Origin of the sequence: Labrenzia sp. R5_0 (assembly GCF_017743835.1) — a bacterium.
In the GTDB taxonomy this organism is placed as follows: Bacteria; Pseudomonadota; Alphaproteobacteria; order Rhizobiales; family Stappiaceae; genus Roseibium; species Roseibium algicola.
Map to the genome: position 1 here is coordinate 1,247,306 of NZ_JAGHRK010000002.1, position 23,918 is coordinate 1,271,223.

21 protein-coding genes are annotated in these 23,918 nt (G+C 60.9%); 12 read left to right on the forward strand and 9 right to left on the reverse strand.

Features of this window, described 5'->3' with window-relative positions:
- Genes J7447_RS14575 through J7447_RS14590 form a run of 4 tightly spaced genes read right to left on the reverse strand, consistent with a single transcriptional unit; the run spans position 1 to position 3,964 of the window.
- A complete protein-coding gene (locus J7447_RS14575) occupies positions 1-828 on the reverse strand; it encodes a heme ABC transporter ATP-binding protein (RefSeq protein ID WP_209170038.1) in 828 nt (275 codons plus the stop codon).
- A 9-nt stretch (positions 829-837) separates the two neighbouring features.
- Positions 838-1,971, reverse strand: a complete 1,134-nt coding sequence (locus tag J7447_RS14580; protein WP_209170155.1) for an iron ABC transporter permease — start codon at positions 1,969-1,971, stop codon at positions 838-840.
- Between the two features lie 8 nt (positions 1,972-1,979).
- On the reverse strand, positions 1,980-2,879 hold the full coding sequence (locus J7447_RS14585) for an ABC transporter substrate-binding protein (protein WP_209170039.1): 900 nt from the start codon (positions 2,877-2,879) through the stop codon (positions 1,980-1,982).
- Entirely contained in the window at positions 2,876-3,964 is a 1,089-nt protein-coding gene (locus J7447_RS14590; protein ID WP_209170040.1) for a ChuX/HutX family heme-like substrate-binding protein, read from the reverse strand. Before J7447_RS14590 ends, J7447_RS14585 begins: the two co-directional genes overlap by 4 nt.
- Before the next feature lie 266 nt (positions 3,965-4,230).
- On the opposite strand from J7447_RS14590, the gene J7447_RS14595 reads away from it, so the two are divergent.
- From J7447_RS14595 to J7447_RS14625, 7 genes are all read left to right on the forward strand, one after another.
- Positions 4,231-6,372 carry a TonB-dependent receptor gene (locus J7447_RS14595; protein ID WP_023003150.1) on the forward strand — a complete coding sequence of 714 codons (2,142 nt, stop codon included), beginning with the start codon at positions 4,231-4,233 and terminating at the stop codon, positions 6,370-6,372.
- Between the two features lie 169 nt (positions 6,373-6,541).
- Positions 6,542-7,606: a LacI family DNA-binding transcriptional regulator gene (locus J7447_RS14600; protein WP_168685100.1), complete on the forward strand. Its 1,065-nt coding sequence runs from the start codon at positions 6,542-6,544 to the stop codon at positions 7,604-7,606.
- A 39-nt stretch (positions 7,607-7,645) separates the two neighbouring features.
- Positions 7,646-8,641 (forward strand): ABC transporter substrate-binding protein, encoded by a 996-nt coding sequence (locus J7447_RS14605; protein WP_209009314.1) that lies wholly within the window; start codon positions 7,646-7,648, stop codon positions 8,639-8,641.
- 63 nt (positions 8,642-8,704) lie between these two features.
- The gene (locus J7447_RS14610) at positions 8,705-9,508 is read left to right on the forward strand and encodes an ABC transporter permease subunit (protein WP_209170041.1); all 804 of its coding nucleotides are present in this window, start codon (positions 8,705-8,707) and stop codon (positions 9,506-9,508) included.
- A gap of 1 nt (position 9,509) precedes the next feature.
- Positions 9,510-10,301 (forward strand): ABC transporter permease subunit, encoded by a 792-nt coding sequence (locus tag J7447_RS14615; protein WP_209170042.1) that lies wholly within the window; start codon positions 9,510-9,512, stop codon positions 10,299-10,301.
- Positions 10,298-11,341 carry an ABC transporter ATP-binding protein gene (locus J7447_RS14620; protein ID WP_209170043.1) on the forward strand — a complete coding sequence of 348 codons (1,044 nt, stop codon included), beginning with the start codon at positions 10,298-10,300 and terminating at the stop codon, positions 11,339-11,341. Before J7447_RS14615 ends, J7447_RS14620 begins: the two co-directional genes overlap by 4 nt.
- Positions 11,338-12,150, forward strand: a complete 813-nt coding sequence (locus tag J7447_RS14625) for a phosphodiesterase (protein ID WP_209170044.1) — start codon at positions 11,338-11,340, stop codon at positions 12,148-12,150. Before J7447_RS14620 ends, J7447_RS14625 begins: the two co-directional genes overlap by 4 nt.
- Before the next feature lie 40 nt (positions 12,151-12,190).
- Here J7447_RS14625 and J7447_RS14630 read toward each other — a convergent pair whose 3' ends face one another.
- From J7447_RS14630 to J7447_RS14640, 3 genes are read right to left on the reverse strand one after another with little or no spacing between them, the layout of a single operon-like run.
- Positions 12,191-13,264: an extracellular solute-binding protein gene (locus tag J7447_RS14630; protein ID WP_286189140.1), complete on the reverse strand. Its 1,074-nt coding sequence runs from the start codon at positions 13,262-13,264 to the stop codon at positions 12,191-12,193.
- Entirely contained in the window at positions 13,261-14,658 is a 1,398-nt protein-coding gene (locus tag J7447_RS14635; RefSeq protein WP_286189141.1) for a sensor histidine kinase, read from the reverse strand. The genes J7447_RS14630 and J7447_RS14635 overlap by 4 nt, the downstream gene beginning before the upstream one ends.
- Positions 14,651-15,322 (reverse strand): response regulator transcription factor, encoded by a 672-nt coding sequence (locus tag J7447_RS14640; RefSeq protein WP_023003141.1) that lies wholly within the window; start codon positions 15,320-15,322, stop codon positions 14,651-14,653. The genes J7447_RS14635 and J7447_RS14640 overlap by 8 nt, the downstream gene beginning before the upstream one ends.
- Positions 15,323-15,514: 192 nt before the next feature.
- On the opposite strand from J7447_RS14640, the gene J7447_RS14645 reads away from it, so the two are divergent.
- The 3 genes from J7447_RS14645 (at position 15,515) to J7447_RS14655 (ending at position 18,760) form a co-directional block, all read left to right on the forward strand.
- Positions 15,515-16,504: a tripartite tricarboxylate transporter substrate-binding protein gene (locus J7447_RS14645; protein WP_023003140.1), complete on the forward strand. Its 990-nt coding sequence runs from the start codon at positions 15,515-15,517 to the stop codon at positions 16,502-16,504.
- 270 nt (positions 16,505-16,774) lie between these two features.
- Positions 16,775-17,206 carry a tripartite tricarboxylate transporter TctB family protein gene (locus J7447_RS14650; protein WP_023003139.1) on the forward strand — a complete coding sequence of 144 codons (432 nt, stop codon included), beginning with the start codon at positions 16,775-16,777 and terminating at the stop codon, positions 17,204-17,206.
- 12 nt (positions 17,207-17,218) lie between these two features.
- The gene (locus J7447_RS14655) at positions 17,219-18,760 is read left to right on the forward strand and encodes a tripartite tricarboxylate transporter permease (protein WP_168685106.1); all 1,542 of its coding nucleotides are present in this window, start codon (positions 17,219-17,221) and stop codon (positions 18,758-18,760) included.
- Between the two features lie 175 nt (positions 18,761-18,935).
- On the opposite strand, the gene J7447_RS14660 is transcribed toward J7447_RS14655, so the two are convergent.
- Entirely contained in the window at positions 18,936-20,510 is a 1,575-nt protein-coding gene (locus tag J7447_RS14660; RefSeq protein WP_023003137.1) for an ABC transporter substrate-binding protein, read from the reverse strand.
- A 189-nt stretch (positions 20,511-20,699) separates the two neighbouring features.
- Complete coding sequence (locus tag J7447_RS14665) at positions 20,700-21,455, reverse strand: class II aldolase and adducin N-terminal domain-containing protein (RefSeq protein ID WP_209170045.1); 756 nt, start codon at positions 21,453-21,455, stop codon at positions 20,700-20,702.
- A 130-nt stretch (positions 21,456-21,585) separates the two neighbouring features.
- Between J7447_RS14665 and J7447_RS14670 the strand changes: the two genes are divergently transcribed.
- Together J7447_RS14670 and J7447_RS14675 are read left to right on the forward strand one after the other, a co-directional pair.
- Complete coding sequence (locus tag J7447_RS14670; RefSeq protein WP_209170046.1) at positions 21,586-22,464, forward strand: LysR family transcriptional regulator; 879 nt, start codon at positions 21,586-21,588, stop codon at positions 22,462-22,464.
- A gap of 438 nt (positions 22,465-22,902) precedes the next feature.
- Positions 22,903-23,865: a hypothetical protein gene (locus J7447_RS14675; protein ID WP_055656214.1), complete on the forward strand. Its 963-nt coding sequence runs from the start codon at positions 22,903-22,905 to the stop codon at positions 23,863-23,865.
- Positions 23,866-23,918: the final 53 nt, after the last annotated feature.

Below are 23,918 nucleotides of genomic sequence, written 5' to 3' on the forward strand. Positions count from 1 at the left end.
TCAGCCGTTGTCCATCGGCACGATCACAGGCCGCCCACCACCCGGACGTGTCAGGATTTCCAGCGGAAAGTCATAGGCTTTCGACAACATCTCCGCCTGCATGACCTCGTCCCGCGTACCGAAGGCAAGACGGCGGCCACCCTGCATGACCAGCACCCGGTCGGCAAAGGCAGCGGTCAGGTTGAGGTCGTGCATCACGGCGACGACGCCGCCACCACGCTTGGCGTAATCGGCTGCAAGCTGCATGATCTGGACCTGGTGCTTGATGTCGAGACTGGAGACCGGTTCGTCCAGGAACAACCAATGCGGCAAGCCTTCTTGCGGAAGCGGGTCCCAGACCTGACACAACACCCGTGCGAGCTGCACCCGTTGCTGCTCGCCGCCGGACAGTTCCTGATAACTTCTCCCTTCGAACCCCGACAGGCCGACTTTCGCAAGGGCTTCGGCGATGCGCCGGGCACGGAAGCTCCGCTCCCGGCGGCTGGAGGTCAGGCCGAGACCGACCACTTCAGCCACGTTCAGCGGAAAGGAAATCTGGCTTGCCTGCGGCAGCACCCCGCGCATGGCGGCAAGCACTTCCGGTGACAGGCCACCAACCTCCAGCCCTGCCAGCGTTATCCCGCCGGAATAAGGCAGTTCACCGGTCATTGCCTTCATCAAGGTCGTCTTGCCGGAACCGCTTGGCCCGATGATCGCCAGCACTTCCCCAGCCTTTGCGTGAAAGGAGAGGTCCTGCACGATCCGGGTCTTGCCTGCCGAAACAGACACCTGCTCGACAACAAGATCGGGTGCCAGCGCCGTGCCATTTTCAATTGTCCTGTGCAACATGACTACACCCTAAAGACCTGTGAGGCCGCGCTTGCGCAGCAGGATCCAGAGGAAGAAGGGCGCACCGGCAAAGGCGGTGATGATACCGATGGGCATTTCCGCCGGTGCCACGATGGTGCGCGCCAGCGTGTCGGCGGCTATCAGCAAACAGGCGCCAAGAAGCGCTGCGGCTGGCAGCATGTAGCGATGGTCGGGACCGATTGTCAGACGAAGCAAATGCGGCACGACGATGCCGACAAAACCGATGCCTCCGCTGACAGCCACGGAGGCACCGGTTGCCGCCGCCACCAGCAGGATGCTGAGGTTCTTGAGCCGCTGCACCTTGATGCCGATGTGCGAGGCGGCGGCTTCGCCAAGCGTCAGACCGTTGAGACCGCGTGCCAGGAACGGCACGCAGACCAGCATGGTGAGTATGATTGGCGCGGCGGAAGCGACCTTCTGCCAGTTGGATCCCGCGAGCGACCCAAGTCCCCAGAACTGCAGGTCGCGCAGTTCCTGGTCATCGGCCACATAGACCAATAGCCCTGTCATCGCACCGGTGAGCGCGCCGAGGGCAATGCCCGCCAGCAACAATGTCGCAACTGACGTGATGCCTCCGCGCGTGCCGATCCTGTAAAGAAGCAGCGTCGTGACGAGGCCGCCCGCAAAGGCTGCCAGTGGGACCGCATAGATACCCAGAAGCGCCATCACCGGCGCCAGTACGGTATTTCCGAGAACGATGAACGCGGCAGCGCCCAGACCTGCCCCCGCCGAAACGCCGACAATGCCCGGATCTGCAAGCGGGTTCCGGAACAGCCCCTGCATTACAGCGCCGGACACCGCCAGGGCCGCTCCGATGAGCGCTCCCAGCGTAACCCGCGGCAGGCGAATATCCATGAGCACGATCCAGTCCCTTGCCGAAACGCCCTGTGGCACGCCCTCTCCCGCTCCCGCGAAATAGGACGGCACATACGGCAGGAGCTCCAGAACCGGGATCGAGATCGGGCCGATGGCAAGACTTCCCAGAACGACGAGACATGTCAGCACGGCGAGCAGCACAATAACGGCCCGGGCGAGCGGAGCCCTGTCTCCGCGCTGCAGGTCGGCAAGCCCAAGGAGAGAGGAAATCCGTCCGCTTCTGGCGGGCAAGACCGTATCGCTCATCAGTGCCATCAGCTTGCCGTATCCGCCAGACGGGTCGACAATTCACGGACGGCTTCTGCGGTGCGCGGACCGAACCCCAGCAGGAGCTGCCCGTTCATGCGGACAAGTCGCCTGTCCTTCCCTGCCGGCGTTTGCGCCACGGCCGGATGATCGAACACCGCATCACCGCTCGTTGCGTCTTCGCCGTCGCCGTGGCGGTCCATCATCAGCACGACGTCCGGTGCCGCACTGACGATCGCCTCGTCGCTGAGGATCTTGTAGCCGGAAAAGCCGGACGTCGCGTTTTCAGCACCCGCAAGCGCAAGTATGCCGTTGGCGGCCGTATCCGATCCGGCGGCAAGGATACGCCCGCCCTTTGTCGACAGGACGAAGAGGACACGAACGCCTGACGTCCGGCTTTCAGCGGCACGTTGCGCCTCGGCCAGATCCTGTTCAAGCTTGCCAGCAAGAGCATCGGCCTTCGCCTCGACGCCGAGCACTTCACCAACGACACGCACCTTTTTGATGATGCCTTCGGCGGTATATGCCTCCGGCACATCCGCCATCGCCACACCGGACTTGCGCAACACGTCCACCGTTTCCTGAGGCCCGCTGCCTTCCAGCATCAGGATCAGCTCCGGATTGACGGAGAGCACACCTTCCGGGGACAGCGCGCGCATGTACCCGACATCCGGAAGGCTTGCCGCTTCCGCCGGGAAAATGCTGGTGCTGTCGCGGGCAATCAGCCTCTTGTCTTCACCCAGGGCGTAGACGATCTCCGTCACCGAACCACCGATGGCAACAACATTGCTGCTGTCCGGACTGCCCCTGCCTTCCGCAAACAGTGGCTTGCCGGGCAGGACCAGGGCTGCGACGGTCAGCGCGACAGCCGCCGAGACACCGGAAAAACGCGAAAGAGACCCAATCATTCCGCTGCTCCCAGCTTTACCGCCCGATCCAGTTTCGGCAGGTTTTCGGCAAGACCGCGCCAATCGGACCGTTCCTGGTTGCCCTCACCACGCACACCGAAGAACTGGATGATCTGCTGTCCTTCGCTGTCATAAGCTTCCACCGACGTGACATGGCCGACATCCGCCGGTTTGCGCACGGCCCAGACCTCGTGGATGTGGTCGGTCCGCAGATGCAGATGGAAGGTCGGGTCCATCACATTGATCCATGGGCCCCGATCCATCACCGTTGCCACCGCCCCGGAGTGGATCTGAATGCAACCGCGATTGCCGACAAAACACATGATCGGGATGTTTTCCGACGCTGCAAGACGCAACAAGGCCGGCACCGCCCCACGATCGAGCGGCCAGGCCCAGGCATCGCCCGCCAGTTCAAAGGCGCTGACCCGGTCGAGGTCCAGATCCTTCAAAAGTCCGTGGAACTGATGCGGATCGGTCATCGCCTGCCAGCGGTCGCGCAGCATCGCTTCAGCTCCTTCGGATGCCTGTTTTCGGCTGAAGGGTTTTGCTTCGCTCACTTGCGGCAACACATCCGGCGTCTGGTCGTCCAGCACGAGCTTTTCAACCAGAGTGTTCCACGCATCCAGGTCCGTTTCCGCACGGGTGTGGATCTTCATCACCGCATCACCATGGGCATCGAAGAACTGCAGTGACCGGCGGATATCGTTGCCGTCAGCCTTTTCGACCGCAAAGCCATGCACCCAATTGGCCGGAAACATGCGCGTGTCGATCTGCTCGCCCAGCATCAGGGCCGCCCGCTTGCCGTTCACGAATTTCTCGAACGGTCCGATCTTCTCGTGCACTGCGCTCTCGTTGCGCGTCAGTGCCATGACCGTGCCGACGGTCTGCAACCCCGGAAACAGATCCTCGAAACGCGGCGCGATGCGGCGCACGCCATGCCCTACGAAGCTGGCGACCAGCTCCGCTTCCGTAATGCCGAGTATCTGCGCCAGATCCCGCTCCCGCATCTTCGGATTGTCCGCGCGTGCCGCCCGGATGTCGGCTGCGCTCTGCCTGGTTTCAGAGGAGATCTGATCGGCATTCATGAGTTCTGTCCCCAATCGCTATGGTCTTCCTGCAGCCCGCGCTCAGTTTTCCGCCTCATCATCCCGTAACGTAAATTACTGAGATTATTAGGAATTTTTGAATCATTCCAAAGAGACGCTTTTCCTCGGCGACCGCAATCTAATACTTGACTCCTATATTCATATTTCATTAGGAACACAATACCTGAGTCACTGACTCATGTTTAAAACGCTGTGTGAGAGGCAGCGAAAAGGACGCGAACAACGCGCACTCTTGGAGAATTTTTATGGGGCTCAAGAAGACCGGTAACACCCGCTTGATGGGTGGTGTTGCCCTTTGGGTTTTGGCTTTTAATTGCGGGGCGGCTGCACAGGATGCAGTAGCGGATGCAGCACCGGCGACACCCGTTGCCGGACAGGATCAACCGGTATCGCAGCTACAACAGATCGTGGTCAGCGCCGGCGTGCCCAAAGTCGCGATCGACACTCCTCAGGCCGTCACCGTGCTGGACCAGGAAGCCATCGACGACCTGCAACCGCGCTCGATCGGAGACGTCTTCCAGGAGATCCCCGGCGTCACGCCGATCGGCAGTAACTCGATCCTCGGCGAAAGCATCAATATCCGCGGTATCGGTGAAGCTCTTTCCGGCGACGAGACCCGGATCATCATGCAGGTAGACGGGGTCAACAAGTTTTTCGAACAGTACCGGATGGGGTCGTTCTTCTCCGATCCGGAACTCTATAAACAGATCGAGGTCCTGCGTGGACCGGCATCATCAACCCTTTATGGCGCCGGTGCGATGGGGGGTGTGATCACCTTCACCACAAAGGATGCCAGCGATTTCCTCGATCCGGGTGACCTGATCGGCGGCCGGCTGAAAACCTCCTGGGATTCGAACGGCAACGGCTGGCTGGGCAGTGCGATCGTCGCGGCGGAGCCGGTCAAGAACCTCGAGTTGCTCGGCGCCCTCAACTATCGGCAGTCTCAGGACATTACGGACGGCCAGGGCAACGAGGTCCCGGACACGGATTTCAGCTCCATCAACGGTCTCATCAAGGCCCGTTACACCTTCGGGGAAAATGAAGACCAGTCCGTTTTCGCAAGTTACCAGAACTGGTCGAGTGACGAGGACGACCAGAACTACGACCAGATTGCCTGGGGTCCTGACTTTGGCGATGTCGACCGCACCGTGACGGATCAGACCGCGATCGTCGGTTATGCAAACGGGTTTTCAGGAAACGATCTGCTTGATGTGAAGGCCCAGTTCAGCTGGTCCGACACGCGGGTCGAGCAGAAAAACCAGGATCAGATCTGCGCCCAGTACGCCCCTGCGCCCGCGCCGCCGACCTGCTATTATCCGTTTGGCTTCAATTCCGAATATTCCTACGAGACCTGGCAGGGCAAGGCCGACAACGTCGCAACGTTCCAGCTGGGCGAAGACTGGATGGCCTATGTCACGACCGGTATCGACGGCCAGTACCAGGAGCGTCGCAATCCGCGTGATTTCGGCACCTATGTGCGCAGTGGTTCAGGGTCTCACCCGGAAGGCGAAACGGTCAACGTCGGCGGTTATGCGCAGGCCGAACTGGTGTGGAACGACCGCATCACCCTCATTCCCGGCATGCGGATCGACTACAGCAACGTGTCTGTCGGCAGCTACGTGGACGGCAGCGGCAACACCATCAACCTGAACGAGGAAAAGAGCGCCGTCGGCTATTCGCCAAAGCTTGCAGCCATGATCAAGATGTCCGAATGGCTCGGCGTCTTCGGCTCCGTCGCACACACCGAGCGTCTGCCGTCCCTCGACGAGGTGTTTTCGAACTACGTCGTCAACGATCTCGACAAGGAACTGTCGAACAACTTCGAGGCCGGTGTCACCTTTTCTTTCGATGACCTGATCATGGGTGGTGACGCTTTCCGCCTGAAGGGAACGGCGTTCCGCAACAACGTCACAAACTACTACGCCAGCTACTGGAACGGTTCGACGGTGGTGACGGAAATCATTCCGAAAGCCCGTTACGAAGGGCTTGAGCTGGAAGCCTCCTACTGGACCGAAAGCATCTACGGTTCTCTCGGCGCCTCGCTGATCCGGGGCAACAACGTCAGCACCGGCGGCTACATGAATGCCGTCCCCGCCGACAGCGCCTTCCTCAAGATCGGCTACGTCTACCGTCCGTGGAACCTCGACTTCGGCTGGAAAGGCGACTTCTACGCCGCCCAGGACCGTGTGGGCGCAGACGAACAGGAAACCGCAGGCTACGTGCTGCATAACCTTTATGCGGCATGGAAACCGACCGACGGTTTCATGGCGGACAGTGAGGTCCGGTTCAACGTCGACAACGTGTTCGACAAGTCGTACCGGAACCACCTGAGTGAAGACGAAGGTGCAGGCCGCAGCTTCAAGCTGAGCTTCGCCAAGAAGTTCTGACCCATGACCCGCCGCCTGTCCCCGCGGGCGGCGGGTTTCAAGCCCGGTTTCGGCTGACCACTGCACATCGAAAAGCGCTCCCTTTCCCTTCTGGAAACGCTTTCATCAAAGTGACATCGACACCCTGTATTCAGTGTTGGAAACGTTTCCAAGACTGAAGGAGCCAAGGGTGAGATCGCGTCCGCCGACGATCAAGGATGTTGCCGAGCAGGCCGGTTGCGGCATTGCAACGGTAAGCCGCGTCCTCAACGGCACCGGCTCTGCCAGCGCCGACACCCGCCGGAAGGTTCTTTCGGCCGCAAAAGCACTCGGCTTCGAATTCAGCGCGCTTGGCCGATCTCTGCAAAGCAGCTCGACAAAGACACTCGGCTGCATTGTCCCTTCTCTCGCCAATCCCGTGTTTGCCGAAGTCGTCCAGGCCGCCCAGCAGGAAGCCCACCGCGAAGGCTATCAGCTCATTCTGGCATGTTCGGAATACGACGAAGTGCTGGAGCTTCAGGCCGCACGCACCCTGATTGCCAAACAGGTCGACGGTCTGGTCCTGACGGTCAACAATGCCGCCGACAGCGAGGCACTGGGGCTGATCCGGGATCGAAACCTTCCCTGCTGCCTCGTCTATAACCGCTCCTCTTTCGGCTTGCCCGCGTGGGCTGTCGACAACCGCGCCGCCGCGCGTGAAGTCGCAAGGGCTTTTCACAGCCAGGGACACATTCAAACCGGTTTTCTGGCCCTGCGGTTCCACCGCTCCGACCGCTCGCGTGAGCGCTACGAAGGCTTTGCCGCTGCATGCCGTGAGTTTGGCATGGCAGACCCGCTTCTTCTGGAAATCGAGGAGCAGGACGGCACCCTTCTGGAATTGCTCGGCACGCTTCTGGCGGAGCATCAGGCCCTGACCGGAATTTTCGCATCCAACGACTTTCTCGCCCTTGCCGCCATGAAGGCCGCACGGGCCCTTGGCAAACGCATTCCCGACGATCTGTCGCTGGTCGGCTTCGACGGTATTTCCACCGGCCTGCTGGTCGACCCACATCTGGCGACCGTCGAAACAGATCCGCGCACCATGGGTCAGGGCGCCGTCAATTCCGTGCTGGCAAGGCTGCTGGACCGGCCCACCCCCGACCTGCCGTCCGCAGCCGCCACATTCAGTTTCCGCGCGGGAGGCAGCCTTGGCCCTCCCGTTCCCGGAAAAGCCGATGGCAGAGAAGCTGCCACTTCCCTGCCATCCAATGAGTAACCCCGAGACCTGCTTGAGATCGCTTCAGGAGTCACTGACATGAAACGTACACTTTTCGCATTGGCCATGACAATGGCGGCCGTCGTGCCGGCAAAGGCCGAAGATGCCGTTTGCTACAACTGCCCTCCGCAATGGGCCGACTGGGCATCGATGCTGGAAGCCATCAATGAGAAGCTCGGCATTGCCATGCCGCATGACAACAAGAATTCCGGCCAGACCCTCAGCCAGCTTCTGGCCGAGAAGGCCGCGCCGGTCGCCGACGTTGCCTATTACGGCGTGACCACTGGCATCAAGGCCGGCAACGAAGGTGTCGTAACCGCCTATAAGCCGGCCGGTTTCGATGACATCCCCGAAGGCCTGAAGGACCCGGAAGGCAAGTGGTTTGCCGTTCACTACGGCACCCTCGGCATGTTCGTGAATGTCGACGCGCTCGGCGACGCTCCGGTGCCGCAGTGCTTCGCCGATCTGAAAAAGCCGGAATACCGAGGCATGGTCGGCTACCTTGATCCGTCTTCCGCCTTTGTCGGCTATGCAGGTGCGGTTGCCGTCAACCTGGCCTTCGGCGGTGATCTGGAGAACTTCGATCCGGCTATCAGCTACTTCAAGGAACTGGCGGAAAACGACCCGATCGTCCCCAAGCAGACCTCTTTCGCGCGCGTCGTTTCCGGCGAAATTCCGATCCTCTTCGACTATGACTTCAACGCCTATCGCGGCAAATACGAAGAAGACGGCAACTTCGAATTCGTGCTCCCGTGCGAAGGTTCCGTGCGCGTTCCCTACGTGATGAGCCTGGTGGCAGGCGCACCGCATGAAGAAGCCGGCAAGAAGGTTCTGGACTTCATCCTGTCCGACGAGGGCCAGGCCATCTGGACCAATGCCTACCTGCAGCCGTCCCGCCCGGTGGAACTGCCGGCTGAAGTCGCCGCGAAGTTCCTGCCTGCAAGCGATTACGAGCGTGCGGTTGCCGTCGATTATGCCCACATGGAACGCGCCCAGGCCGGTTTCGGCGAGCGTTACCTGAACGAAGTCAAATAACACCCTGACCTGGCAGGCCGGAGCGCATTGGCGTTCCGGCCTGTTTTTCCGAAGGCATTCTTCATGTCCGACAGAACATTCGTGACCGCCTGCCTTGTACCGCTGGCGGTATTCGCCCTCGCTTTTCTGGCTCTGCCGCTGGTGCGCCTGGTTCAGGCGTCCTTTGAATCGGAAGCCGGCTGGCAGATCTACCTGCAGATCCTGCAAACGCCTCGATATCTTGAAACCCTGGTCAACACGGTGCTGGTGTCGCTGGCGGTCAGCCTTGCCGCGCTCGCTCTGGCGACCACCGCCGGCCTGTTCCTGGCGCGGAACAGGTTCTTCGGACGCGGCCTGCTGCTTTCCGTCCTGACCCTGCCGCTGGCCTTTCCCGGCGTCGTCATCGGCTTCCTGATCATCCTCCTGGGGGGACGTCAGGGGCTGTTCAACCAGCTATTGCCCGGGCACATCGTGTTTGCCTATTCGCTGATCGGCCTCTTTCTCGGCTATCTCTATTTTTCCATCCCGCGCGTCCTGCTGACGGTGATGGCTGCCGTTGAAAAACTCGACCCCGCACTGGAAGAAGCCGCCCGCACCCTCGGCGCATCCCCGTGGCGCATTGTCATCGACGTGATCCTGCCCGGTCTTGCCCCATCCCTCGTCGCCGCCGGTGCAATCGCCTTTGCCACCGCCATGGGAGCCTTCGGAACCGCCTTCACGCTGGCCACCAACATCGATGTCCTGCCGATGGTGATCTATACCGAATTCACCCTGTCGGCGAACATCGCCATGGCGTCAGCCCTGTCCGTTCTGCTGGGCCTTGTGACCTGGGCCCTGCTTTACATCGCCCGCAGTTTTGCGGGAACGACGGTTGCGGCGGGAGGCTGACATGAAAAGATCCCCCGCCTGGTGGCTGCAATGCGCGGTCACGCTTGTTATCGCCGCCTTTCTGCTGGTCCCGGCCATCCAGTCGATCCTGGCCGGGGTAACAGCCAACTACTTCCGCGGTTTATCCTCGGGCCTGACCCTGAAATGGATCGGGCGGGTCTGGGAATTATATTCCGCCAGCATCTTCCTGTCGCTCTGGCTCGCGATAGCCTGCCTTGCCGTCACACTGGTGGTCGGCGTTCCGGCGGCCTACGCCCTTGCCAGAAATCCCGGACGCCTGTCGCGCCTGCTGGAAGAGTTTATCTCCTTGCCGCTCGCCATCCCCGGCCTCGCACTGGCGCTCGCGCTCTTGCAGCTCTACGGAACCTTGTCCGGGTTCCGCACGTCCTGGACCTTCATCCTCGTCGGCCATGTTCTCTACACGCTGCCGTTCATGGTGCGATCGGTCCTGGCCGTCCTGATGGCCATGGATTTCCGCAGCCTGGAAGAAAGCGCGGCAACACTTGGCGCGTCTGCCTTCACGCGGTTTCGAACGGTGATCATCCCCAATGCCATGCCGGGCATCCTGGCTGGTGCCCTGACCGTGGTGACGCTCTCCATCGGCGAATTCAACCTCACCTGGATGTTGCATACGCCTTATCTGAAAACCCTGCCCGTCGGCCTTGCCGACAGCTATGCCTCCATGCGGCTGGAAGTCGCCTCCGCCTATACGCTCGTCTTCTTCGCGATGATCGTGCCGCTGTTGATGGCCATGCAATGGGCCTCCGCCAGAGCGCAAAGGATCGCTCAATGACCCTGACAATCGAAAACGCCGCCAAGACTTTTGCCGATGGCACGCGGGCTCTCTGCCCGACCAACCTGACCGTTGGTCCCGGCGAAATCCTGTCGCTGCTCGGTCCCTCCGGCTGTGGCAAGACGACCCTGCTGCGCATTATTGCTGGACTGGAGCGCCCCGATGCGGGCAGCCGGATCCGGTTCGACGAGACCGACGTGACCGGACTTGCCGTGGAACATCGCAATGTCGGCATGGTGTTTCAGTCCTATGCGCTCTTTCCCAACATGAGCGTGCGCGCGAATGTCGGCTACGGCCTGAAGGTTAGAAAAGTACCGGCGGAAGAACGCCGACAACGTGTGGACGAGGTGCTGAGCCTGTGCCGCCTTACCGACTACGCCGACCGTCCGACCCATGCCTTGTCGGGCGGGCAGCGCCAACGGGTGGCCCTGGCCCGCGCCGTCGCGCCGCGTCCCAGGATCCTGCTGCTGGACGAACCCCTGTCCGCGCTGGACGCCGCCTTGCGCGACAACCTGCGTGACGAACTGGCCGCAATGCTGCGGCAGTTCCGGATCACGGCTGTTTTCGTCACCCACGACCAGAGCGAGGCGATGGCGATCGCAGACAGGATCGCGGTGATGTCGAGCGGAACCATGCTTCAGGTCGGCCGGCCAGAAGAGCTGTACCACACTCCGGCCAATGCCTTCGTTGCCCGGTTCATCGGCAACGCCATGCCATTGACCGGACACATGGAAAACGATGTACTGCAGCTGCCTGGCGGACAGTTGAAGCTTCCCGCTGGCGCCGCCGGCAAAACAGCTTACATACGGTCGGAAAACGTCCGGCTAGACCAGACAGGATCCTTGTCGGGAACAGTGGAAACCGTCACGTTCTCCGGCGGTCATTTCCGTCTCGCCGTGGGCGGCGTCCTTCCGGATGCCGGCCTTCTCTATCTTCAGCACCCGGGCAGGACAGCCCCTGAAACCGGCAGCACCGTGCGCCTCGCCATTGATCCCTCCGACCTCATCTTCCTTTCAGACCAGACATCGACTCATTCATGACCAAGATCATTCAGATTTCAGACACCCACATTGTTCCTGAAGGAGCACTCGCCTACGGACAGGTCGACACCGCCGCGGCCCTTGTCGAAACGGTCGCCACAATCAACCGCCTGCTGCCGCAGATCGGTCCAGTCGACCTCGTGATCGTTACCGGTGACCTGACCGAACATGGAACGCCGGAAGAATACGACCGCTTCAAGATGCTGATGGCGGACCTCGACCTGCCCTACAGGGTGCTGCCGGGCAACCACGACCGGCGCGAGCCGATGCGGGAGAGCTTCGCGGACGCACAGTGGATGCCCCGCACCGGCCCCCTGGACTGGCAGATCGATTTTGAAGACTTTGCCGTTGTCGGGCTCGACAGCCTTACCGAAAGCGCAGCGCATGGCACGCTAGAGCCGGCAACCCTGTCCTTCCTGACGGACGCGCTCTCCGGTCTTGGCGACAAACCCGCGATAGTCGGTTTTCATCACCCTCCCTTTGCCGTGGGGATCAATGCGATGGACGCGCAGAACCTGCACGACGCAGACAGCCTGGGCACCGCCCTCTCCCTTCATTCCGGGCAGGTTCGGCTGGTCTGCGGCCATCTGCACCGCTCCATCGCCGGCCTCTTTTCCGGCAGCCTGTGTCAGGTCTGCCCCGGCACCTCGCATGCGGTCACGCTGGACCAGCGCACCAACGCCGGCAACAGCCTGACCAAGGAACCCGGCGGGATGCTGCTTCACGAATGGCGAGAAGATGGTTTCCTGACGCACCTCATTCCGGTCGGCGCCTTTCCGGGGCCTTATCCCTTCCTGGGCGTTTCCTGAGGACCTGAAACGGGCGTCATCCAACGCGCCTGCCGGCGCCTCATGGCCCGGGAAACGTCGACCGCCAGCGGCGCAAAAAGGTTTCCCGGGTCAGGGCATCCAGTGCGACCATGAGCGCGGGGGAAAGACCGATCGGCCGCAAGGCTGTCGAACTCAGAACCTCGCCTTCATTGCCATCCTCCGTTTCCAGAAGCGGGCTGATCAGCAATGCGGTCCGAAGTGCAAGCGTGCCTTCCGAGGACAAGAGGAAATCCAGGAACGCCTCGGCCTCGGCTTCGTTGTTTGCCTGCTTCGGGATCATGAAGGTGCGCGACAGGACCAGTGTGTAGTCGGACGGCAGCACGATGCCGATCCTGTCGTCGTTCAACTGATAGCCCTGGGCGTAGGAGCCTAGCACGTTGTAGGCGATCAGGTAGCGCCCCTCGGCAACACCCTTGATGATGTCGACCGAGCAACAGGTGGAAATCGCCTGTGAGCGGCCGAAGGATTCCTGCAGCGCGCCAAAGGTGGTTGCTTCCTGCGCGTCGGCAAAAGCAAACAGATACCCAAGCCCCGACTGCTCGATGTCATAGGTTGCGACCCGCCCGGCATAGGGGGTGCCGGAAGGCCGAAGGAGATCGAGCAGGTCGAAGCGGGTCTGCGGAATATCCTCCACGGGCACCAGCTCGCGGTTATAGACGATCACCGCGGGCTCGCGGGTGATACCCCACAATTCGTCGCGCCAGCGAAGGGCCTCCGGCAACTGTTCGGTCAACCGTGAGCGATAGGACGCTGCGCAGGCTTCGTTGACCAGTTGCACCATCTGGTGAACACCGGAGCTGATGACAATGTCGGCGCCTGGAACGCCGTCGCGGCAGTCCCGGCGGGTCAGGCGGTAGAGCTCGTTCGATCCCCATTGCTCGTAGCGCACCTGCAGCCCAGGCCGGGTGCGCAGGAAGCTTTCGACCACGGGACCGAAGATGGAAATATCCGTCGTGGAGCGCACCACCAGCACACGGTTGGTGGTCTCCGGTCCGAAATTTTCCACCAGCTCCTGGGACAACACGACCCGGCCGGTGGCAAGCAGCATCACGACTGCAGCCAGGCACTTCAGCAGATAGGCGAGCCGCTTCATGTCCGCCCCTCCGGTACGGCTGCAAACACAAGGGCAGCGCGAAAACGCGCCCCACCCGTCTTTTCCAGGCGCAATTCGCCATCGTAGGAAAGGGCGACGGAATGCGCGATCGCAAGACCGAGGCCGGAACTGCTTTGCCGCGACAGCGCGCCCTTGTTGAAACGGGACCCCAGTTCGGCAAGAACCCCATCCACCGGTCCACCGCCCGCATCTTCCACCCAGATACTGGCTCGCCCACCTTGCAGCGAAGCCCCGACCCGTACCGGCGAGCGGCCGTATTTGAGTGCGTTGTTCAGGAGGTTCTTCAAGGCTTCCTTCAGCGATTGCACATCCGCCAGCACTTCGACAGGGTCTTCGCCGATATCCAGGATCACGTCGAATTCCGGATTGAGAACAGCATGATCGCCTTCCTCGAAAACGTCGAGGGCAATATCGCGCAAGTCCACCTTCTCCCGTCTGGCGCTGTCGCCGCGGTGGATCACCAGTGCCTGGCTCAGAAGCTGGTCGAGCAGACGGCCGAGGCTTGCCGTTCGGGTCTGTATCCTCTCAACGATCTTTTCCTTGCGGGAAAGTTCCGCTTCGTCGGTGAAGAGATCCGCCTGGGCCCTGAGGGCAGCGACAGGCGTCCTGAGCTGATGTGCGGTGTCGGAGATCAGATGCCGCATGGAATTCATCTGCCGGTCGAGCCGGGCCATGAAGCCGTTGAGGGCATTGATCATCACCGCCGTTTCCCGCGGCACCGAGGTGTCGAGCGGTGTCAGGTCGTGGGGGTCCCGTGCCGAAAGACCGCCGGCGATCCGTTCCAGCGGCTGCAGCACCGAGCGGACGACGACGACCGACAACAGCACCATTGCCAGGCCGGAGGCTGCAAGCACGTAGAGCGCCTTGCGGGTGATGTCATAGGCCATGTCGTTACGCGCCCGCAGGGTCTGGCCGACGACCACCTTGATCGTGCCGTTGAGCGTACGCTCGGCAAACCGGCGCGAGACGACAGCAAAACGGGCTGGCTCTCCAAAGAACGAACCGTCGAAAAACCCTTCCCGGAAATCGCGCCGGCCTGTCGGCAGGGTGATTTCATCATAGCCGGTCAGCGTCGCGCCCTCCGGGCCGATAATGCGATAGCCGATCCTGTCGTCGGGGGCGAGCGCCAACAACTCGAACGCCGAAACCGGCAACTCGATGACGGGCCTGTCGTCCTGAACGGTGATCGACGAAGCAATGCCTGTCGCCGCGCCCAGGAGCAACCGGTCGTAGGCGCTTCTGGCCGCTTCCCGGCCATAGGCGAATGCCGCGATGGAAACGATCACCCCACCGAAGATCAGCAGAAAGGCTATCCCGAAGGCAACACGTGCGGTGAGCGAGGTCGACGCCAGCCTGCGGATGAGATCAGTCATCGACTTCCAGCTTGTAACCAAGCCCTCTCTGGGTCTCGATCCTGACAGATCCGCCCGAGAGTTTCTTGCGCAGCCGCGCAACATAAAGCTCCAGCGCGTTCATGCTGACGTCGGTGTCCTGGAAACTGAACACCCCTTCGAACAGACGTTCCTTGCTGACGGTCTTGCCGCGATTGCGGACCAGGATCTCCAGCAGCGAGAATTCGCGCCGGGTCAGATTGATCGGGCTATCGCCCTGACGCACGACCCGCGCGGAAGCATTGAACGTGAGGCTGCCGAGCGTCAGTTCCTCGGCCTTGTCGCCCTGTTCGCGGCGATAGAGTGCGCGGATGCGGGCTTCAAGTTCGCGGTGGTCGAACGGCTTGACCAGGTAATCATCCGCCCCGGAATTGAGCGAGGATACCCTGTCGTCGACGGAAAATTCCGCCGTCAGCATCAGCACCGGCGTGCGCTCGCCCCGAGACCTGATCTCTTTCAATAGCTCGGTACCCAGGCCATCCGGCAAATTGATATCAAGAACGATCACGTCGTAATGCTGAACGTTGACGCAGGCCCTCGCCTCTTCCAGTGACTTTGCCAGATCGCAGGCAATGCCTGACCGGTCCAGCCGGATCATGATGGCCTCCGCCATGTCAAACGTGTCTTCAACGAGCAAAAGGCGCAAAGATTCGTTCCTCCCGCCTCCAGTCTTGCCCCGCAAATTCGCTGCTTGCAAGCAATGTACCCCCTGGTGACAGGTTGATGACAGGGTTTGGCGCTAGGCTCTCCTCACGTCCGTTGGGAGGACCCGCTTTAACGCGGCACAACGGATACCAGGGGCTCACCAAAAGCCTTGCACATGTGGAGGAAACACAACATGGCATTCAAAACGACCCGCCTTCTGCTGGCGGCCGCATTCCTTGGCGCATCCGCTTTCGGCGCAACAGCTGCCGATTTCACGCCGGAAAACCCGGAGTGCATCGCACCGGCCAACCCGGGTGGTGGCTGGGACTTCACCTGCCGCCAGGTCGGCAAGACCCTTCAGGACCTGAAGCTTCTCGACAAGACCATGCAGGTTGTGAACCTGGCTGGCGGCGGCGGCGGTGTGGCCTATGCTGAAGTCGTCAACAAGCGCGGCGACGACAACGACCTGATCGTTGCAGCTTCCTCGGCAACCGCAACCCGCCTTGCCCAGGGCGCCTTCCCGGGCAACACCATGGACCAGGTTCGCTGGGTGGCTTCCGTTGGCGCTGACTACGGCGTGATCGCCGTTGCGGCCGACAGCCCGATCAACACCCTGCCGGAACTTCTCGACCAGATGAAATCCGACCCGACGTCCGTATCCGTTGCCGGCGGTTCCGCTGTTGGTGGCTGGGATCACCTGAAGGTTCTGATCGCTGCAAACGCTTACGGCATCGAAGACGTCCGCACCGTGAAATACATCGCTTTCGACGGTGGTGGTGAAGCCGTGACCCAGCTTCTGGCCGGTTCCGTCCAGGCTTTCACCGGTGACATTTCCGAAGCCAAGGGCTTTGTCGACAGTGGCGACATCAAGGTGATCGCTGTTCTGGCACCTGAGCGTCTGTCCGGCGAATTCGCCGACTTCCCGACGGCAAAGGAACAGGGTGTCGACGCGATCGGCGCAAACTGGCGCGGTTTCTACGCACCGGGCAACATGTCCGACGACGCCTATAACGCATGGGTGTCCAAGATCTCCGATCTGTACGCAAGCGAAGAATGGAAAGGCATCATGGCTGCAAACGGTCTGGCTCCGCTCGACCTGCAGGGTGCCGAGTTCCAGGAATTCGTTGCCAACTCGGTTCAGCAGATCCAGAACATCTCCAAAGAAATCGGCATCATCAAATAAGAATGCCGTCAGTCCGACTGGAGGGGGCGCAGTCCATGTGCCCCCTTCTTTTTCAGGACGCGTCCGAACGCGGGCATATCCGGTTTACCGCACGCAGCTTTGAGACTGACAGCGTAACGCCGGAAGTATGTCTGCCTGATCATTGTCCGCCCGATTGGGCAAAGTGGATTGTCGGCGGACACAGTGGCACACTTCGGGTGCCAACAAACAACAGAACACATAAGGGGCGGCCGCCGGACTTGGGGAGGAGCCGCTATTAGGAAGGTATCCATGAGCGACCGCATCTTTGGCGCGGTCGGGCTACTTCTCGCGCTGGGATATGCCTGGGCCGCTCTTGTCATCGAAGAAAGCTTTCTGTCCGACGCCGTCGGCCCGAAGGCGTTCCCCCTGATCATCGCATCCGTGTTGGGTCTGTCGTCGCTGGCGATTTTCCTGAAACCCGACGTCGCCCCGGAATGGCCGTCGCTGCCGCGTCTGCTTGAAGTCGCCATGGCAGTGCTGGCGATGATCCTCTACGCGATACTCCTGCCGGAAGCCGGCTTCATCATCGCGACAGCCATTGCCGCTGCCTATCTGACCTGGCGCCTCGGCTCTTCACCGATCGGCTCGCTTATCACCGGCTGCCTGACTTCGCTCGGCATCTATGCGGTCTTCCACCTCGTTCTTGGCCTGTCCCTGGCCAAGGGCCCGTTCGGCTTTTAACGGAGCATCGCCATGGAAACTCTCTCTTCACTGGCCGACGGCTTCATCATCGCGCTGACCTGGCAGAACCTGCTGCTGGCCCTGCTCGGCTGCTTTCTCGGAACCATCATGGGCGCCCTGCCGGGCCTCGGCCCGTCCAATGGCGTCGCCATCCTCATCCCGCTTGCCTTCACGCTCGGTCTTGGCGCCACGCCGTCATTGATCCTGCTGACGTCGGTCTATTACGGCGCCATGTACGGCGGGCGTATCTCGTCGATCCTCTTGAACATTCCCGGTGACGAACCGGCGATGATGACCTGTCTTGACGGCTACCCGATGGCCCAGCAGGGCCGCGCAGGCGAGGCCCTCTCGCTGTCGGGCGTTGCCTCCTTCGTTGGTGCCTTCCTGGCCACCTGGGGCCTGATCCTGCTGGCACCGCAGCTGGTCAAGATCGCGCTTCTGTTCGGTCCGGCGGAATATTTCGCCCTGTTCACCCTGGCCTTCGCCACCCTGGGCGGCGTTGCCTCGACCAACCAGGCCAAGACCGCCTTCGCAGCAGCGCTCGGCATTGGCCTTGCCACCGTCGGCGTCGACACCCAGACCGGCGTGCCGCGCTTCACCTTCGGCGAAGTGCACCTCTACGACGGGATCGACTTCCTGGTTGCCATCGTCGGCCTGTTTGCTCTGTCCGAGGTCTTCCTGTTCCTGGAACACCGTCACGGCAATGCCGACGCCAACTCCAGCAAGATTTCCGTCGGCCGGCTGATGCCCAGCTTCTCGCTGCTGAAGTCCTGCACCCCGACCATGCTGCGCACCAGTCTGCTCGGCTTCATTGCCGGCGTTCTGCCTGGTGCCGGCGCGTCGCTCGGCTCGTTCATCTCCTATACGTTCGAGAAGAAACTGGTCGACAAGGAAGGCACCTTCGGCAAGGGCGACCCGCGCGGTGTCGCCGCGCCTGAAGCCGGCAACAACGCCGCCGCGGGCGGTGCGCTGGTGCCGATGCTCGCGCTCGGCGTTCCCGGTTCCGGGACCACGGCCGTGCTTCTGGCGGTTCTGCTGGCGCTCAACATCACCCCGGGCCCGCTGCTGTTCACCCAGCAGCCGGATGTGGTCTGGGGTCTGATCGCGGCCCTGTTCATTGCCAACTTCATGCTGCTGGCCATGAACATCCCGATGATCGGTCTCTTCACCCGCGTCCTGTTGATCCCGCCGCGCATCCTCATGCCCATCGTCGCCATGGTCAGTTTCGTCGGCATCTACGGCATCTCCGGCTCCTCCTTCGACCTTCTGGTCATGGTCGGCTTTGGTGTGCTGGGCTGGGTGTTGCGCAAGCTGGATGTGCCGCTGGTCCCGATCATCCTTGGCACGCTGCTCGGCAACGCCATGGAAAACAACCTGCGCCGCGCGATCACCATCAGCAACGGCGATTGGTTCACCCTGATCGACAGCCCGCTTTCGCTGACCCTGTGGAGCATGGCCATCATCGGCTTCGTCCTGCCGATCATCTTCGGCAAGGTCCTGAAGGCCCGCATGCGTCACATGAAGAAGGACGAAGAGGGCTCGGTCATCGACTGATCGCTGCCAACAGCGCAAGAAACGAAAACGCCCTCTCCTTCCGGATGAGGGCGTTTTTTTGTTTGCGGACGTCTCACCGTCGTCATTCCCGATGGTCCGAAGCGAAGCTGCCACCCAGCGGGGAACCAACATGCAAGGCGCCAGTCAAAAATGCTTCAGACTTGAGAAGACGAACTCAGCTAAACCACCAGCGCTCCGTAGCGCGCAGACCGTCGAGCGGCCAGTTTGCTGCGACTTTTTCCGGATGATTGACCTTGTCGCTGAGTGCCATCACGTAGCTTGCGAACATGGGGATGATGGTGCCGCCATCGGTCCTGACGATGTTCTGCATCTCGCGATACATATCCGCGCGCTTTGCTTCGTTGAGTTCGGACCGCGCTTCGCTCAGAAGCCGGTTGAAGCGCTCGTTGTCCCAATAGGTATCGTTCCACGGCGCCCCGGCGGCGTAAGCGAGCGTGAAAGTCGCGTCCTCGGTCGGGCGTCCGGTCCAGTAGACCGCGCAGAACGGCTTCTTCATCCAGACATCGGACCAGTAACCGTCATTGGGCTCGCGCACCGGCTGAATGTTGATCCCGGCCGCCTCTGCCTTGCTTGAATAAAGCACTGCTGCATCGACAGCGCCGCCAAAAGCAGCGTCGGAGGCGGAGAGTTGCAGATCCAGCGAGCTGAGGCCCGCCTGTTTCAGATAATATTTCGCCTTGTCCGGATCATAACTGGTCTGCTCAAGATCGGCTGCGTAAAAGCGGTTGGCCGGGCTGATCGGGTGGTCGTTGCCAACCGAGCCATAACCAAAGAGGATCTTGTCGACGAGTTCCTGCCGGTCGATGGCGTATTTCAAGGCCATGCGGACATTGTTGTCGTTGAAGGGCGCTGCCCGAGTGTCCATGGCGAAGGTATAGTGCTGACCGCCGGTCGCCGAAACGATCTGGACGCCCGGCGCGCGCTGGAACAGATGCACCGTCTTCAGATCCACCTGGTCCACGACGTCGACATTTCCGGTCATCAGTGCAGCCTGCCGCGCTGCCGGATCAACAATGGCCATCAGGACAACCGCATCGAAATGGGCACGGTCCGATTTCCAGTAATTCGGATTGCGCGTGAGCTCGGCGATGTAGCCGGGTTTGAAGTTAGTGACTTTGTAAGGACCACAACCGTCACCGCTGGTGGGATCGATCTTGCCATCCGATGACTTCAGGATCGGCATATGGTAGTCGCTCACCACATAAGGGAAATCGGCGTTGCCTGCATCCAGCGTGAAGACGACGGTATCGCCGTCGCTGGCAATGTCGGTAACCGGTGCAAGGAAGGGCTTGGCAGCCGAACTGCTGTCCGCGCCGCGGTGATAGTTGATCGAGGCGACGACATCATCAGGTGTCACGGTACCGCCGCTGTGGAACTCGACACCGCTGCGGATCTTGAACGTCCAGACCTTTGCATCGGGAGATGACGTCCAGCTTTCCGCCACTTCCCCGACGAGGGACCCGTCCGAGGCGATCTCCACCAGGTAGCCGTTGCGGGCAAAGGCGAAGACCTGCGAATAGGTGTTGTCCCAAACTGCCGGATCGTACGTGTCGTTGGTATTGCCCGAGGCAATCCCGAAGCGGATCGTTCCGCCTTTTTTGGGCTGGGCAACGGCCGGCCCGATACCAAGAGACGATACGAGAGCCGTGGCGCCGAGCGCAGCAGTTCCCCCGAGAACGCTTCGCCGCGAGACTGCCAGTCGGTTTTGCGGCGTAAAGGCCTCTCCCATTCCATGGTTCTCCTTGATGAGCGTGATAGGTTTCAGTTCAACTTGTTGGCCGATACGGACGGCCAGTCGCGATAACCGGAATTTTGACAAATTCCGTCCGCCCGGCCCGGCGATGTCACCATCGGGCCTTGCATGATTTTGTTTCGAGTGTCCGCAGCCTTGCGTCCGCAGCCTGGGCCGTGCCGGTGCCTAGCTGGCGTAGTTCGAGCCTTCGTCGTCCAGAATGGCTTTCAATTCGGCGAAGTGGTCGTGCCCAAGGCCCGGATAATTTTCAATTTCCTGCGCGGTCTTCTCGGCAATCTCCGGGCTGAGAACGCGCAGTGGTTTTCCGGTCTGCAGTGCCCGGATGTAGGTCTCTGCAGCACGTTCGAAATGATAAAGGCGGTCAAAGGCTTCTGCGACAGTACTGGCGACGACCAGAACGCCGTGGTTGCCCATGATCAGCACCTTGATCTTCGGGTCGCGAAGCAACGTCGCGCAGCGTTCGCCTTCTTCCTCGAAAGCAAGTCCGCCATAGTTCTCGTCAATTGCGAAGCGGCCATAAAAAGTCGCGGTGTTCTGGTCGATCGGAGGCAGAGTGCTGTCGGCAAGGCAGGCCAGAACCGTGGCATGGACCGAATGCACATGCATGACGCAGCGCGCATGTGGGCATTGCCGATGGATGGCGCCATGTAATCCCCAGGCAGTCGGGTCCGGAGCATTTGGATGTTCCAGCGTTTGCGGGTCATTTGCATCAAGCAAAATCAGGTCGGATGCCCTGATCCGGCTGAAATGCCGCTGGCGGGGGTTTACCAGAAAAGCCGTGCCTTCGTCATTGACGGCGAGGCTGAAATGATTGGCGACAGCTTCGTGCATTCCAAGACGCTCGGTCCAGCGGAATGCTGCCGCCAGGTCGATCCGCTCCGCCCAGTGAGTGATGTTCGAATGTTCTGCAACACGCAGCATGCACTGTCTCCCTCGCTTTCTCTTCGACGCTAGGGAGCGCTTTCAACATTGACAAACAATATATTCGATGGCGTTGCATTAATAAAATTAATACGCATTATGTCAGTTGATGAATGAGTGAGGTGCACGCATGAAGACGGTTGGATTGCCGCCGCTGGCCTGGTTGCGGGCATTCGAGGCAACCGCGCGCCATCTCAGCTTCACCCGTGCCTCGCAGGAATTGAACCTGACCCAGTCCGCGGTCAGCCAGCATGTACGCAGCCTCGAGACCTTGCTCGGCTGCAGTCTTTTCGTGCGCAAGACGCGTGCCCTGGAACTGACGCTCGAAGGGGAAACCTATCTGCCGAGCCTGCGTGAAGCCTTCGACCTGATCACAAGGAGCACGCAGCTTGTCACCGGTAGTGACCTGGGGCGAAACCTGACGCTTCAGTGCAATCTGGCCTTTTCCGTCTATTGGCTGGCCCCGCGCCTTCGCCGACTTTACGAAGAATTTCCCTGGCTGACGCTCAATATCGTGACATCGATCTGGGACACCGAAAAGCGCGCGGCCGATGCCTCTCTGGAAATCCGCTTCGCCCGTCCGGAGGACATGCCGACCGCGGCCATTCGGCTTGCCCAGGAAAAATGCTATCCGGTCTGCTCACCCGGCCTGCCTGAAGAAGAGCGCTCACTCGAGAGTGGCAGGCTGTTCGACTGCGCGGGCATAACCGGCTCCTGGTCCGGTTGGATGAACTCGCAAGGCAGGTCCTTTGCAAGGGAAGCCGAAGTCAATCTGGCGTCGACCTATGTGATCGCGATTTCGGCAGCCTTGAACGGTGCGGGCCTCGTCCTCGCACACGACACGCTCGTCGGGGACCTCCTCCGAAGCGGTGACCTTGTTCGTCCTTTTGAACATCAGGCGCCCCTGAGTGAAGCCTACTTCGTCCGGACCCCGCCACCTTACGCGGAAACGCCTGCCTCCAAGGTGTTTTTGGACTGGATCCAGAAAGAGCGGGCTTCTGCGCGCTGATCTGCAATCCAGCGCTGCCAGCGCAAGCAAAGGCGCTTTCACAAGAGCGCAATAGTCTGAGTTTTTGAATACGGCAAAGCGCCCAAGGCAATAGGTTATCCAGGGCCCGGATCTTACCGCGCAGCCACGCCGTGACCCACCCGGAATACCGGTGGAGGGGGCTCATACCCTCCCCCCTGAGCCCACAAAAACGGCCAAAACCTTCCCCCAAAACTCAAAACCGCCGCCTTCAAGTCAAGTGACATGCCGCACAAGTGCGACCTGCAGGACGCGTGATATCCAGCCTCTCAACGAGAACTCAAGTGATACCGAAATAGAGGTGTAAATCTGATGCACGTTCAAATCAGAAAACCAAAGAACCCCATCCCCAGGAACTACTTTCCCCACAACCGTGTGGAACAAAAGCGCGACGGCGTCTGGGTGAGGTGCGGAGTCGTTATGCCTGTCGGCGCCGGCGACAGCTGGGAGACGATCGGCAAGTTCTGCGACGGCATCCCTGCCGAAGAAGTGGCCTATGCCAACTTCGAGACCTATGACCCCGCCGAGATCAACTGGTACCTGAGAGAATATGTCGGCTGCCACAAGCCTGGCCCTCGCGGCTTCAACTTCATGTTCGATGGCGCCAAGCCTGGTCTTATCCTGGCTCCGTTCCGGGATGCACTGATCGGCGATGTGGTGGAACGCGCGCACAGGCAGGAGGAGCGCCGTCAGCGCCGCACCATCCTCGATCGACGATGGGACAACCGCAATATCGACATTCCGGAGGGTGAAAAACTCGTCGTCCAGGCACGCGAAATGATTTACCGGCGCGTCCAGAACCACGTCCCGAATTCGCAGGATTTCGATCTGCAAAAGGAATTGACGGGATTTCTCGTGGGCGAGGCGATTGACGGTGGCGGCGGGCTCCTCACGCCGCACAAGGCGCTCTTGAAGACCTTGCTCAAGCCCCTCAAGGAACTCCATCCGGAAAACGAGCGGGTTCGTAAGCTGCGCAAGAAGTATTATGAAGGGTTCGCAAACGGCGTGGCGGCGGCGCTCTTTCCAGGGCACGACTACGCGCTTCACGACAAGGTCCCGGGAGAGAGGTTCTTCTACAATGCCGGTCTCGAGCATGGTCGCCAGATGAGCGGTCTGCAACGTTACCAGTTCGTGATGGGCCTGATGGAACGCGCACGCCGTTATGGTCTGCGGGGAGGCAACCCGATCTATCAGCAGAAAGCCAACTTCTCGAAGGGTTTTGGCGGACGCGCCGTTGCGTTCTATCTCGCACGGGAATTGTCTTCCAGCCGTTTGCTGGAACGCAATATCCACGAGACACCGCTCAAGGAAGACATTGTGGATGCAGTAAAGGACACCCTCACGGACAAAGCCAAGGAAGCTGTCGGTATCCCGTCCTTCTGAGACGGGCTACTGCTGGCCTTAGGCGACTGCTCAGGACGTGCAGAAGGCGGCGC